General features: G+C 64.8%; 12 protein-coding genes. 6 read left to right on the forward strand and 6 right to left on the reverse strand.

The genetic code is table 11. The features are described from left to right. The first annotated feature begins 213 nt into the window (after positions 1-213). The 4 genes from VGR99_RS33795 to hflX all read left to right on the forward strand — a co-directional run bounded on the left by VGR99_RS33795 (position 214) and on the right by hflX (position 5,908). Positions 214-2,616 carry a PAS domain-containing sensor histidine kinase gene (locus tag VGR99_RS33795; protein ID WP_326904282.1) on the forward strand — a complete coding sequence of 801 codons (2,403 nt, stop codon included), beginning with the start codon at positions 214-216 and terminating at the stop codon, positions 2,614-2,616. Positions 2,617-2,633: 17 nt separating this feature from the next. Then, complete coding sequence (locus tag VGR99_RS33800) at positions 2,634-4,004, forward strand: sigma-54-dependent transcriptional regulator (protein WP_194475938.1); 1,371 nt, start codon at positions 2,634-2,636, stop codon at positions 4,002-4,004. A gap of 246 nt (positions 4,005-4,250) precedes the next feature. Continuing rightward, positions 4,251-4,499 (forward strand): RNA chaperone Hfq, encoded by a 249-nt coding sequence (gene hfq, locus VGR99_RS33805; RefSeq protein WP_007591126.1) that lies wholly within the window; start codon positions 4,251-4,253, stop codon positions 4,497-4,499. An 11-nt stretch (positions 4,500-4,510) separates the two neighbouring features. Continuing rightward, positions 4,511-5,908 carry a GTPase HflX gene (gene hflX, locus VGR99_RS33810; protein WP_326904283.1) on the forward strand — a complete coding sequence of 466 codons (1,398 nt, stop codon included), beginning with the start codon at positions 4,511-4,513 and terminating at the stop codon, positions 5,906-5,908. 108 nt (positions 5,909-6,016) lie between these two features. Here hflX and VGR99_RS33815 read toward each other — a convergent pair whose 3' ends face one another. The 3 genes from VGR99_RS33815 to mazG form a co-directional block, all read right to left on the reverse strand. Then, positions 6,017-6,475: a GNAT family N-acetyltransferase gene (locus tag VGR99_RS33815; protein WP_326904284.1), complete on the reverse strand. Its 459-nt coding sequence runs from the start codon at positions 6,473-6,475 to the stop codon at positions 6,017-6,019. A 216-nt stretch (positions 6,476-6,691) separates the two neighbouring features. Then, a complete protein-coding gene (locus tag VGR99_RS33820) occupies positions 6,692-7,720 on the reverse strand; it encodes a DUF2278 family protein (protein WP_326904285.1) in 1,029 nt (342 codons plus the stop codon). Between the two features lie 182 nt (positions 7,721-7,902). Continuing rightward, entirely contained in the window at positions 7,903-8,757 is an 855-nt protein-coding gene (gene mazG, locus VGR99_RS33825) for a nucleoside triphosphate pyrophosphohydrolase (RefSeq protein WP_326904286.1), read from the reverse strand. A 126-nt stretch (positions 8,758-8,883) separates the two neighbouring features. Here mazG and queC point away from each other — a divergent pair, with 126 nt between their 5' ends. Further along, a complete protein-coding gene (gene queC, locus VGR99_RS33830; protein ID WP_326904287.1) occupies positions 8,884-9,597 on the forward strand; it encodes a 7-cyano-7-deazaguanine synthase QueC in 714 nt (237 codons plus the stop codon). Between the two features lie 105 nt (positions 9,598-9,702). Here the strand turns inward: queC and VGR99_RS33835 are convergent, their stop codons facing one another. Genes VGR99_RS33835 through nthA form a run of 3 tightly spaced genes read right to left on the reverse strand, consistent with a single transcriptional unit; the run spans position 9,703 to position 11,362 of the window. Beyond that, complete coding sequence (locus VGR99_RS33835; protein WP_326904288.1) at positions 9,703-10,080, reverse strand: nitrile hydratase accessory protein; 378 nt, start codon at positions 10,078-10,080, stop codon at positions 9,703-9,705. Beyond that, positions 10,080-10,739: a nitrile hydratase subunit beta gene (gene nthB / locus VGR99_RS33840; protein ID WP_326904289.1), complete on the reverse strand. Its 660-nt coding sequence runs from the start codon at positions 10,737-10,739 to the stop codon at positions 10,080-10,082. Before nthB ends, VGR99_RS33835 begins: the two co-directional genes overlap by 1 nt. Next, positions 10,736-11,362, reverse strand: a complete 627-nt coding sequence (gene nthA, locus VGR99_RS33845) for a nitrile hydratase subunit alpha (protein WP_326904290.1) — start codon at positions 11,360-11,362, stop codon at positions 10,736-10,738. The genes nthB and nthA overlap by 4 nt, the downstream gene beginning before the upstream one ends. Before the next feature lie 208 nt (positions 11,363-11,570). On the opposite strand from nthA, the gene VGR99_RS33850 reads away from it, so the two are divergent. Continuing rightward, positions 11,571-12,377 (forward strand): enoyl-CoA hydratase/isomerase family protein, encoded by an 807-nt coding sequence (locus VGR99_RS33850; protein ID WP_326904291.1) that lies wholly within the window; start codon positions 11,571-11,573, stop codon positions 12,375-12,377. The last annotated feature ends 55 nt before the right edge of the window (positions 12,378-12,432 follow it).

The following is a 12,432-nucleotide window of genomic DNA, read 5'->3' on the forward strand; positions in this document are numbered from 1 at the left end:
TTCCGGGCAAGTCGGTCGATCGAGCCGCCTGCCAGGCAAAACCATCGAATCCCGCATCGCGCGTTTTGGTAAATCGTGGCTAAAAGAAGAAGTTGAATTCCGTAAGTGACTGAGATTACGTGACTATTTGACACTGTCGCGTCTCTGCAACAATGTGGTACGAATACATCAGTTGCCGCCGCGGCGGACCCATTTTTCAGCACCATCGCCGGAATGACCAGCGCAGACACCTCGGCCGCATCCTTTGACACGGCCTCAGCAGAAGAGCCCCGGCGCTGGTCGCCGCGACGCTGGCTGGCGCCTTTTGCCGTCGCGCTGGCGCTGCTGTCGGGCCTGCTGACCTTCTTGGTCCTGACCGGCCTCACGAGCATCGATCCGACGCCGGAGGTGGTCCGCTCGTTCTACCTGATCAATGCCGGCACGATCCTGCTCCTGGTCGGGATCATCGTCCGCGAGCTCTGGCAGCTGATCCTGGCGCGCCGGCGGGGCAGGGCGGCGGCACGCCTCCATGTCCAGATCGTCAGCCTGTTCTCGATCGTGGCGGTGCTGCCGGCGGTGCTGGTCTCCGTCGTCGCCAACGTCACCCTCGAGCGCGGCCTCGACCGGCTGTTCTCCGGGCCGACCAAGGAGGTGATCCAGAACTCGCTAAACATCGCGCGGGCCTACATGCAGGACCACGCGCAGCTGATCCGCGGCGACATTCTCGGCATGGCCAACGACATCGCCCATGCACGGCCGCTCTACGACCAGGACCGGCGCTCGTTCCGCGAGATGCTGACGGCCAGCGCCAGTTCGCGCAACCTGCCGGGCGCGATGATCATCGACAAGAACACCAACATCCTGGAATCCGCCGACACCGGCATGCGGCTGGCCTATTCGCCGCCGGCGCCGGACTTCCTCAGCAACGTCAACGAGAACGAGCCCGAGATCGCGGTGCTGCCCGACGCGAGCTTCGTCGCGGCGGTGATCCGCCTGCGCGCCTTCAGCGACACCTTCCTCTACGTCGCCCGGCCGCTCGATCCGAATGTGGTCAACCAGCTCAAGCAGACCGAGGTCAGCGTCGCCGAATATGCCCAGATCGAGTCGCGGCGGCTCGGCATCCAGGTCGCCTTCGCGCTGATGTTCGCGGTGATCGCGCTGACCATTTTGATGGCCTCGGTGCTGATCGGGCTGAACTTCGCCAACTCGCTGGTGGCGCCGATCCGGCGCCTGATGAACGCGGCGCATACGGTCTCGACCGGCGATCTCCATGTGAAAGTGCCGGTGCACCAGTCGGAAGGCGATCTCGCTCAGCTCGGCGAGACCTTCAACAAGATGACGCAGGAATTGCGCAGCCAGCGCGACGAGCTCGTCAACGCCAGCGATCTCATCGACAGCCGCCGCCGCTTCATCGAGGCCGTGCTGTCCTCGGCCAGCGCCGGCATCATCGGCGTCGATACGTCAGGCAGTGTCGGCATCCTCAACCGCTCCGCCGAAAAATTGATCGGGCATTCCGAAGCCGAGACGCTCGGCCATCCGCTGTCCGACGTGCTGCCCGAGCTCGACGAGATGATGAAGGCGGCGCGGGAAGGGACCCAGCGCCTGGTGCAGGGCCAGATCACCATCACGCGCGACGGCACCGAGCGCAATCTTTCGGTGCGCGTCAGCGCCGAGAAGAACCAGCCGCACGACAGCTACATCATCACGCTCGACGACATCACCGAGCTGGTCTCGGCGCAGCGCACCTCGGCCTGGGGCGATGTCGCGCGCCGCATCGCCCACGAGATCAAGAACCCGCTGACGCCGATCCAGCTCTCGGCCGAGCGCATCCGCCGCAAGTTCGGCAAGGACATCACCGAGGCCAAGGACAAGCAGATCTTCGACCAGTGCACCGACACCATCGTGCGCCAGGTCGACGACATCCGCCGCATGGTCGACGAGTTCTCGCGCTTTGCGCGGATGCCCAAGCCGGTGATGGAGGGCGAGGACGTCGCCGACACCGTGCGGCAGGCGGTGTTCCTGATGAAGGTCGCCCATCCCGAGATCGAGATCGAGGCCGAGTTCAAGGAAGATCCGCTGCGGGCGCAGTTCGACCGGCGGCTGATCTCGCAGGCGGTCACTAACATCGTCAAGAACGCCACCGAGGCGATCGAGCAGGTGCCGCCGGAAGAGCTCGGCAAGGACGGGGGCAAGGGCCGCATCGACGTCGTGGTCTCGCGCGAGGGCGAGGACGTGCTGATCGACGTGATCGACAACGGCATCGGCCTGCCCAAGGTCGCGCGCTCGCGGCTGCTGGAGCCCTACGTCACCACGCGCGCCAAGGGTACGGGCCTCGGCCTTGCCATCGTCGGCCGCGTGCTGGAAGACCATGGCGGCCGCATCGAGCTGAAGGACGCGTCCGACTTCCGCGACGGCCAGCGCGGCGCCTGGATGCGCCTGCGCTTTGCGATCTCCGGCCAGCCCAAGAAATCCGAGGCAACCGAGCCGGCACCGCCAGCCAAGGACGCGGCGAGTGAGCAGGCCAGCGCCGTTGTCAAGGACCTGGCGCAAGAAACAAAAGCACCGGCGGCCCAAACCAAAGAGCCGGCTGAAAAGACCAATGATTCAACGAAAATCGAAGCCTCAACAGGCAGCTGAGAAGACAGGCGCGACCCATGGCAAGTGAAATTCTGATTGTCGATGATGAGGCCGATATTCGGGATCTCGTTGCGGGCATCCTCGAGGACGAGGGTTTTGTCACCCGCACCGCGCGCGATAGCGACTCGGCCTTGGCCGAAATCGCCAACCGCCGGCCGCACCTCGTCTTCCTCGACATCTGGCTGCAGGGCTCCAAGCTCGACGGCTTGCAGCTCCTGGAGCAGGTCAAGAAGGACAATGCCGACCTGCCGGTCGTGATGATCTCCGGCCACGGCAACATCGAGACCGCGGTCGCCGCGATCAAGCGTGGTGCCTATGACTTCATCGAAAAGCCGTTCAAGGCCGATCGCCTGATCCTGGTCGCCAACCGCGCGCTGGAGAACTCTCGCCTCAAGCGCGAGGTCAAGGAGCTGAAGCAGCTCGCGCCGAGCGCCAGCCAGCTCGTCGGCCGCTCGCCCAGCATGAACCAGCTGCGCCAGACCATCGAGCGCGCGGCGAAAGCCAACAGCCGGATCCTGATCGTCGGCCCTGCCGGCGCCGGCAAGGAGCTGACCGCACGCACGCTGCATACCGCTTCGGGCCGCGCCGACGGTCCCTTCGTCGTCATCAACGCAGCCGCGATCACGCCCGAGCGCATGGAGCACGAGCTGTTCGGCGTCGAGCAGTCCAACGGCGAGCAGCCGCGCAAGCCGGGCGCGCTCGAAGAGGCGCATGGCGGCACGCTGTTCATCGACGAGATCGCGGACATGCCGCGCGAGACCCAGAACAAGATTCTGCGCGTGCTGGTCGAGCAGTCGTTCCAGCGCGTCGGCGGCACCGCCAAGGTGCAGGTCGACGTCCGCATCATCTCCTCGACCGCGCGCAACCTCGAAGAGGAGATCGCCGCCGGCCATTTCCGCGAGGACCTCTATCACCGCCTCTCGGTGGTGCCGATCCGTGTGCCTGCGCTCTCGGAGCGCCGCGAGGACATTCCGGAGCTGATCGACTATTTCATGGAGCAGATCTCGGCCGGCAGCGGCCTGCCCAAGCGCCAGATCGGCCAGGACGCGATGGCCGTGCTGCAATCGCATGTCTGGCCCGGCAACGTGCGCCAGCTCCGCAACAACGTTGAGAGAGTCATGATTCTCGCCGCAGGCGGTCCGGAGGTGATCATCACCGCCGACATGTTGCCGCAGGACGTGGGCTCGATGGTCCCGGCGATGCCGACCAGCAACAATGGCGAGCACATCATGGGCCTGCCGCTGCGCGAGGCGCGCGAAGTGTTCGAGCGCGACTATTTGATTGCCCAGATCAGCCGTTTTTCAGGAAATATTTCTCGTACGGCCGAGTTCGTTGGCATGGAACGCTCGGCGCTGCACCGGAAGCTGAAGGCGCTCGGCGTCGGCTAAAGCCCGACGTCGTGCCCTGACCTTAGGGATAAGCGAGGAAAATCATCTATTTCCGTAGTTTTTCGGAGAAAACGGACGTCGTCTGCCGCGTGAAGCGGCTTGCCTAATAAGCCGACCTGTCCTCTAATCGAACCGCTGTTCCTTCGAGGGGGATCTCATGAGGAGCGGCAACCGGAAGAAGGCCCCATTTTGAAAACAGGGTCACAACCGGCGCAATAAAAAGAAACTCAAAGCGAGAAAAAAACAATGGCGGCAGACCGCGCTCAAAACCTACAGGACACCTTCCTTAATCACGTTCGCAAAACCAAGACGCCACTGACGATCTTTCTGGTCAACGGAGTGAAGCTCCAGGGCATCGTGACCTGGTTCGACAATTTCTGTTTGCTGCTTCGGCGCGACGGTCACTCGCAGCTGGTCTACAAGCATGCGATCTCGACCATCATGCCGGGCGCTCCGATCCAGTTGTTCGAAGGCGGCGAGGATCAGCCGGCTTGAGAGTGATCTGATTGGAACCCCGGAATTTCGACGGGGATGCCGACCGTCCGCGATCGGCAGGGGCTAAGCAGACGGGGCGGGTGCTGGTCATCGGTCCCTATTTGCGGGCGCGCGCGGGAAGTGCCGACGCGCAACCGGAGGGCCATGCCCTTCCCAATCATGTTCAACGCGACGCCGAGGCCCGGCTCGACGAAGCCGCCGGCCTCGCGCGTGCGATCGACCTCGTCATCGCCGACGCCATCATCGCGCCGATCAGCCAGATCCGCCCCGCCACCTATATCGGCAAGGGCAAGGTCGAAGAGATCGCCGCATTGGCCAAGAGCCTCGACGTCGAGCTCGTGGTGATGGACTGCGCGCTGGCCCCGATCCAGCAGCGCAACCTCGAGAAGGAATTGCATGCCAAGGTGCTCGACCGCACCGGCCTGATCCTCGAGATCTTCGGCCGCCGCGCCAAGACCAAGGAGGGCTCGCTCCAGGTCGAGCTCGCGCATCTCAACTATCAGCGCTCGCGCCTCGTGCGTTCCTGGACCCATCTGGAGCGCCAGCGCGGCGGTTTCGGGTTCATGGGCGGTCCCGGCGAGACGCAGATCGAAGCCGACCGCCGCCTGATCCAGGAGCGCATCTCGAAACTCGAGAGTGAGCTGAAGAAGGTGCAGGCCACGCGGCGCCTGCATCGCGCCGGACGCCAGCGCGTGCCGTATCGCGTGGTCGCGCTGGTCGGCTACACCAATGCCGGCAAGTCGACACTGTTCAACCGCCTGACGCGCGCCGACGTGCAGGCCGCCGACATGCTGTTCGCCACGCTCGACCCGACCTTGCGCGCGCTGACGCTACCGCATGGCGGAAAGGCGATGCTGTCGGACACCGTCGGCTTCATCTCCAATCTGCCGACGCAGCTCGTGGCTGCCTTCCGCGCTACGCTGGAAGAGGTGCTGGAAGCCGACGTCATCCTGCATGTGCGCGACATCTCGCACGAGGACGCCGAGGCCCAGCAGAGCGATGTCGACGCCGTGCTGCGCCAGCTCGGCATCAATCCTGACGATAGCGGCCGCATCATCGAGGTCTGGAACAAGATCGACCGTTACGATGCCGAACAGCGCGAAGAGATTTTGAACATCGCCGCGCGCAGGCCGGAGGATCATCCGGCAATGCTGGTCTCGGCCGTCACGGGCGAGGGCGTCGATGCACTGCTCGCCGCGATCGAGGAACGGCTCGCCGCGAAGCGCACCACGCTCGATCTGTCGATCGACGCCGCGGACGGTGCCGGCATCTCCTGGCTGCACCGCAATTCCGAGGTGCTTGCCAAAGAACTGCACGACGGCCGCTTCGACATGACCGTGCGGGTGGATGAGACCAAGCGGGACATCGTGGTGAACAGGTTCGATGCCGTGCCGCATCGCGCCACGTAATTTGGCGTGCCTTCGTAGCCCCGGATGGAGCGCAGCGAAATCCGGGATGTCACGGCGGGAGGCGCCCCGGATTGCGCTTCGCTCCATCCGGGCTACGCACCGAGACCATCACCTCGACAGATCGAGGCTCATGAACTGGTTGTGCGGGCTTGCCCGATAGTCGGCGAACGGCTCGCAGGATACGAAGCCGGCGCTGCGGTAGAGTGTGACGGCGGGAGCGTGCAGCGGCGCAGTCCCCGTCTCCAGGCTGAGACGCGCATATCCGCGCTTGCGACCTTCGGCGATGATGTGATTCAGGATCGTGCGGCCGGCTCCGGTCCGCCGCGCAGTCGGCGCGGCGCGCATCGACTTCACTTCACCATGCGTCTCATCAAGCTGCTTCAGGGCACCGAAGCCAGCCAGCACACCGTCCTGCCAGGCGGTCCAGAACGTCACGGACGCAGCCGAAAGACCGCTCGCGTCGAGCGCCTGCGCGTGCTCGCCCATGACGCTGCGCAGCTCTTCCAGATGATGCGCCAGCAAGTCGGCGACATGTGCCGCCCTCGGATCGTCCTGCCTGATTTCCACCGTGCCCTCGAACTTGAGACTAGTCCTCGACCCATAAGCAACCGCTGCTGGACTCTCCGACGACCAAAACACCTATATCAGACCTGGGAAAGCTCGCGCGACATCCACGATGCGTGGCAGTGCCCCGAAGGATGCCGCATCGGGTGAGGCCAACCCGGCGCTCGGTTCGAATTTGACCGCATTCGCGGGCCCGGCGTCAGCCACCAGCTCTGTCCATCAGAACGGAATGGTCAGGCCCGGGGTCTTCGCCTGCGCCTTGGTATAGGCGACGCCGTGGATCTTGATCCCTTGATCGTCCAGCAACGAGATGATGCCGCCCTTGTTCGAGAGCTCCATCGGCTTCTGCACGACGACGGCGAGTGTGCCCCCGGCCGCGATTGTCCCTGACAGGGCCATCTTGTTCTTCTGCTTGTCGGCCAGCATCCAGCCGGTGAGATCGATGTCGCGATCGGCGGTATTGAGCAGCGTAACGACTTCCCGCTCGGGTGTCTTCACGGCGTTGACGAGGGCAGCAATGATGCACACGAGGCCATCAGGCATTTGCCCGGTCGGAGGGGTCGTCGGATCCGGGGGCGGTTTCGGCGTTCCTCCGCCAAGATCGATGGGATCACCGGTCTTGTCGTCGGTGTGCCAGGCCTGCGTCTGGAATTTGAGGAAGACTGCCGTCCATAGGTTCTGATCCGGGAATTCGAACACGAGCCCGCCGTCCTGCCACGGCCCGTTGTCGTCCGAGAATTTTCCGGTCGGATTTCCCTGGTTCATGTGGATGTCGTGAATGCCGCGTCCCGGCCGGAAGCCGAAATAATTGTCCGCTTTCGTCTCGGGTCCCCATGTGTCGCCGAACGCATAAACCATCGCGTTCTCGTTCGAGAGTGCGCGCTGGACGAATTGGTCGAGCTTCTCGTTGAGGTCGTTGTCCGGTCCCGGCGCGGACAGCGGCAGCGGGACCATCTCCTTCGGCTGCATCAGATTGCCGCGAATGAAGTCCAGCGCCATGCTGACCGGTTTCGGCGGCTGCGGGTGCAAACCCACCGGCAGCGCTGCGAGCTGATCGGTGATCGGATGGACGAAGTGCGATCGCACCAGATACTCCACTTCGCTTCCGTCCGCCGACTGCACATTGACGGCGATGCGAAAATCCGCGTTGTCGGCCACGATATGCACTTGATAGTGCGGCGACTGGCCGGTGCCGAAACGCATTGCGATCGGGCGCCCCTTGAGGACCGAATAGCTCTTCAGTGGCATCGCACTCACCTGCCGTTGGGGTTCGGCTGCGCGGAGTCCGTTGTTCAACTCTAGACTGTCTGTCGTGACAATTCCATGGCTTGAAAGGTGATCCACCCGATCCTTCGGAGCGGGCCGCGCTGTATTCAGGAAAAGGTGCTGACCTATATCTGCATCAAGTGCGAACGATGAAATCGACCCGGCTAGCGATCGACAGTCTGGCGAGACTCTGATGCGGGATTCTTGTCTCCCTTTGCCGCATTCCACAACGCGTCCATCTCTTCCAGCGACGCCTGCTCGAGCGTGCGGCCCTGCGCCTCCAGCGCCCGCTCGATATAGGCAAAGCGCCGTTCGAACTTCGCGTTGGTCGCGCGCAATGCGGCTTCCGGATCGGCGTCGACGTGGCGGGCGAGGTTGACGAGCGCGAACATCAGGTCGCCTGTCTCTTCGGCGATCTCCTGCTTGTCGTTGCGATCGAGCGCAGCCTCGATCTCATCGGCCTCTTCGCGGATTTTCTGCAAGACTGCGCGCGGGTCGTTCCAGTCGAAGCCGACGGTGGAGGCCTTGCGCTGCAGCTCCATGGCGCGCGTCAGCGCGGGCTGGCCGGCCTTGACGCCCGACAGCAGCGATTTGTGCGGCGGCGTTGCCTCCGGCGGCCGGCGCGCGGCGCGCTCGGTTTTTTCCTCGGACTTGATGCGGTCCCAGACGTCCTTGACGTGGGAGGAGGCGAGATTGCCGTCCTTGTCGGCGAAGACATGGGGATGGCGCCGGATCATCTTTCGGGTGATGGCCTCGACCACGTCGCCGAACGCAAAGGCGTCCTGTTCAGAGGCCATCTGGGCGTGGAACACGACCTGCAGCAGGAGATCGCCAAGCTCCTCCCTGAGATCGTCGAGATCGCCGCGGTCGATGGCATCGACCACCTCATAGGCTTCCTCGATCGTGTAGGGCGCGATGGTCGCGAAATTCTGCTCGAGGTCCCAGGGACAGCCGGTCACCGGCGTGCGCAGCGCCGCCATGATCTCGATCAGGCGGGAAATGTCGCGGGAAGGGGTCATTGCGGGGCAGTCTCCTGGGTCCCGAACCTTATGCCAAAAGCGGGCCGCCGTTCCCAGCCGGGCACAGCGGAACAGGACGATTTCCACCGATTGGCGCGCGGGGCCTGCAATGCTAAAGCGCGGGCCATGAGCGACGCATTTTCATCACAAACCGCACTGGTGCTGTTTTCCGGCGGCCAGGATTCCACCACCTGCCTTGCCTGGGCACTGAGCCGCTTTGCGCGCGTCGAGACGCTGGGATTCGAGTACGGCCAGCGCCACGCCATTGAGCTTTCCTGCCGCGACCGGCTGTTCGACGGCATCAAGGGCCTGCGCGCTGATTGGGCCGCAAAGCTCGGCGAGAGCCATACGCTGTCGATCCCGACGCTGGCCGCGGTCTCCGAGACGGCGCTGACCCGCGACGTCGCGATCGCGATGGGCGCCGACGGGCTGCCCAACACCTTCGTGCCCGGCCGCAATTTGGTGTTTCTGACGTTTGCCGCAGCATTGGCCTATCGCCGGGGCATCACCCACATCGTCGGCGGCATGTGCGAGACCGACTATTCCGGCTATCCCGATTGCCGCGACGACACCATCCGCGCCATGCAGGCCGCGCTCTCGCTCGGCATGGCCCGACAATTCGAGCTGCATACGCCGCTGATGTGGATCGACAAGGCCGCAACGTGGAAGCTCGCGCACGATCTCGGCGGCGAGGGACTCGTCGACCTGATCCGCGAGCAATCCCACACCTGCTATCTCGGCGAACGCGGCGCGCAGCATGATTGGGGTTATGGCTGCGGCGAATGCCCGGCGTGCAGCCTGCGGGCGAAGGGGTGGCGGGAGTATGCGGCGGGGCGGTAGTTCCGCCGTCATTGCGAGGAGCGCAGCGACGAAGCAATCCAGACTGTCTCCGCAGTAAGATTCTGGATTGCTTCGCTGCGCTCGCAATGACGGGTGAAGCGCGGGCTAGCCAAAATCCTCGTCCCGCAGCTCGATCGGCTTGCCGTGCGGCGTGCGGTCCGCCGCATGATCCCACGCATCGCGGTAGCGGTGCAGCGTGTCCATCGACGCCACGCCCTTGCGCGCGACGAGGCCTTCCAGCGTGGCGAGCCAGTGCAGGTAATACGTCTCGCCCGTGTCAGGATCGCCGGCAGCCTGGGCGCGCTTGATCTCGTCGGCCAGCGCTGCGGCCCATTCCGGCCAGGTGAACACGCCGCGGTCGTGCAGCGTCAGCGCCATCGCGAAGGCGTGCGCCTCCCAGGGCGCGCGGAACACCGGGCCGTCGTCATCGCGCGGAATGCTGGGAATGGCGGCCGTCGCGGCGGCAGCAAGCGTGCTGCTCATCACGCCGGATCCAGATAGGGCTCGAACGCGTCGATCGAGACCTTCAGCGTCGGATCACCATCCTCGCCCCAGAGATCGCGGCCGTCGAACACGACGGTGTAGAGCCATTGCGGATTCTCGCCGAGCTCCATCGCCGCCGAATCCGGAAACACGTGGCAGCCGTGGTTGAGCTCGACCACGCCGACATGGCCGCGCACGTAGCGCGGCAGCCGCGTGTGGGTGGTCGGATGAATGTTTTTCGCACGGACGCGCGCGCCGATGTCGAATTTCGCCGGCGCCGGAGCGGGGCGGGCGAACTTGCCGCGCACCATCACACGCTCGACATTGGCGAGATCAAACTTGCCGTGCTTGAGCGCCTTGCCGGGCTTCATCGCGTGGCCGGCGGCGACCTCCTCGCGCGTGAGGTAACCCTTCTCGATCAGCATCTCCTCGAGGCCGAGGAACCACTTCTTGTAGTAGGAGCTTGAGAGGTAGACGTGCGGCGGCAGCGTCTCGCGATAGAAGCGCGAGGTGTCGATGTTGAAGGCGCCGGCCGCGCCCATCGCGCGCACCATGGCGAGCACGCGGGACTCCCATTCCTCGTGAAACATCGGCTCGTTCAGCTCGGGCTCGACCTTGCCGAACCCGTCCATGCCGCCCATGTCGTGCACGCCGTTCATGAGGGCGCTCCCGGCGTCTTGGGGAATCCCGTGCCGATCATGGAGTCGCGCGTGACGAGCTCGGCGAGCTGCTCTTCGCTCCAGCCCTCCGTGCCCTCGGGCCGCATCGGCAGCACCAGGAAGCGCGTCTCGGCGGTGGAATCCCAGACACGGATTTCCATGTCCTTGGGCAGCGTCACGTCGAAATCGGCGAGCACGCCGCGCGGGTCTTTCACGGCGCGCGAGCGATAGGGCGAGGCCTTGTACCAGACCGGCGGCAGGCCCAGCATCTCCCAGGGGTAGCAGGAGCACAGCGTGCACACGACCATGTTGTGGCGCGCGGGCGTGTTCTCGACCACGACGAGATGGTCGCCGACGCGGCTGACATGGCCGAGCGTGCCGATCGCCTTGCTGCCGTCCTCCAGCAGCGCCTTCTTGAACGTCGGATCGGTCCAGGCCTTGGCAACGACGCGAGCGCCGTTGTGCGGTCCGATCTTGGTCTCATAGGCCTGGATGATGGCATCGAGCGCGGCCGGCTCGACGTAGCCTTTCTCGGTCAGAATCGTCTCGAGCGCGCGCACGCGCAGCTCGGTTTCCGACAGCTCGGAATGGTCGTGATCGTGGTCGTGATGATGCTCGCTCATGGCCTCGAAGATAGTCCGAGAATCCGGGCCTTGTCGAGGCGAAGACTCTGCTAACATCGCGCCATGGGCTGGGCCAAACATACCGGAATCCCGCGGCAATCGCGGCCCTCGTCGCATTCCCGGCGCAGGATGCGCGCGCCGCGAATGGCGCCTATGCGGCGAGCGATGCAGGACCAGATCCAAGACCGAGAAAGTAGGAGGCGTTGCCATGACTGACTTTGTGACGATCGAGAAAGGTCATGGACCGGAGGGGCGGATCGCGATCGTGCGGTTCGACCGCAACGACGGCATCAATGCGCTGTCGCCCGAAGCGCTGCGTCAGCTCACGGCGGCGGCGCGCAGCTTTGAGGATGACGAGACGACGTCCGTGGTGGTGCTGACGGGCAGCACCAGCGCATTCAGCGCCGGCTTCGACCTCAAGGATGCCGAGGGCCGCTCGCGCAAGGAGATGGATCTCGGCACGCTGCGCCGGCATCTCAAGCTCGGGCCGCGCCTCACCCAGGCCTGGCAGGAGATGGAGCAGATCACGATCGCGGCCATCGAGGGCTTTTGCGTCGGCGGCGGCGTGGCGCTTGCGGTGGCGCTCGACTTCCGCGTCATGGGGCGCGATGCGCATCTGCGCGTGCCCGAGATCGGGCTCGGCATGAACATGAGCTGGCAGAGCATCCCGCGCATGCTGCACCTGATCGGGCCGGCCCGCACCAAGCAGGCGGTGATCCTGGCCGATCAGCGCATCAGCGCAGAGGAGGCCTACGAATGGGGCCTGGTGGAACAGGTGGCCGACCCCGGCCATGCCTTCGATACCGCCATGGAGCTCGCCCGGAAGGTCGCCGCGCAGCCGCCGCTCTCGGTTGCCATGACCAAGCTGACCGTCAACCGGCTCGCGCATGCGCTGGACGATCTCGCCAGCCACATGGACATCGACCAGTTCGCGCTGGCAAGCCTCACCGAGGACCACAAGGAGGGCGTCGAGGCGTTCCTGACCCGCCGCAAACCCCGCTTCAAGGGGCGGTAGAACCTGACGCCGGGCCATTGATCGGGCCCCGGACAATCCGTATACGCCGCGATAG

It is taken from the genome of Bradyrhizobium sp. (assembly GCF_035935975.1).
GTDB lineage: Bacteria > Pseudomonadota > Alphaproteobacteria > Rhizobiales > Xanthobacteraceae > Bradyrhizobium.

Excerpts from the sequence above, each read along its gene's own strand:
- VGR99_RS33795 (WP_326904282.1), top strand. The coding sequence starts at position 214 with ATGACCAGCGCAGACACCTCGGCCGCATCCTTTGACACGGCCTCAGCA.
- VGR99_RS33800 (WP_194475938.1), top strand. The coding sequence starts at position 2,634 with ATGGCAAGTGAAATTCTGATTGTCGATGATGAGGCCGATATTCGGGAT.
- hfq (WP_007591126.1), top strand. The coding sequence starts at position 4,251 with ATGGCGGCAGACCGCGCTCAAAACCTACAGGACACCTTCCTTAATCAC.
- VGR99_RS33820 (WP_326904285.1), bottom strand. The coding sequence starts at position 7,720 with ATGCCACTGAAGAGCTATTCGGTCCTCAAGGGGCGCCCGATCGCAATG.
- mazG (WP_326904286.1), bottom strand. The coding sequence starts at position 8,757 with ATGACCCCTTCCCGCGACATTTCCCGCCTGATCGAGATCATGGCGGCG.
- queC (WP_326904287.1), top strand. The coding sequence starts at position 8,884 with ATGAGCGACGCATTTTCATCACAAACCGCACTGGTGCTGTTTTCCGGC.
- VGR99_RS33835 (WP_326904288.1), bottom strand. The coding sequence starts at position 10,080 with ATGAGCAGCACGCTTGCTGCCGCCGCGACGGCCGCCATTCCCAGCATT.
- nthB (WP_326904289.1), bottom strand. The coding sequence starts at position 10,739 with ATGAACGGCGTGCACGACATGGGCGGCATGGACGGGTTCGGCAAGGTC.
- nthA (WP_326904290.1), bottom strand. The coding sequence starts at position 11,362 with ATGAGCGAGCATCATCACGACCACGATCACGACCATTCCGAGCTGTCG.
- VGR99_RS33850 (WP_326904291.1), top strand. The coding sequence starts at position 11,571 with ATGACTGACTTTGTGACGATCGAGAAAGGTCATGGACCGGAGGGGCGG.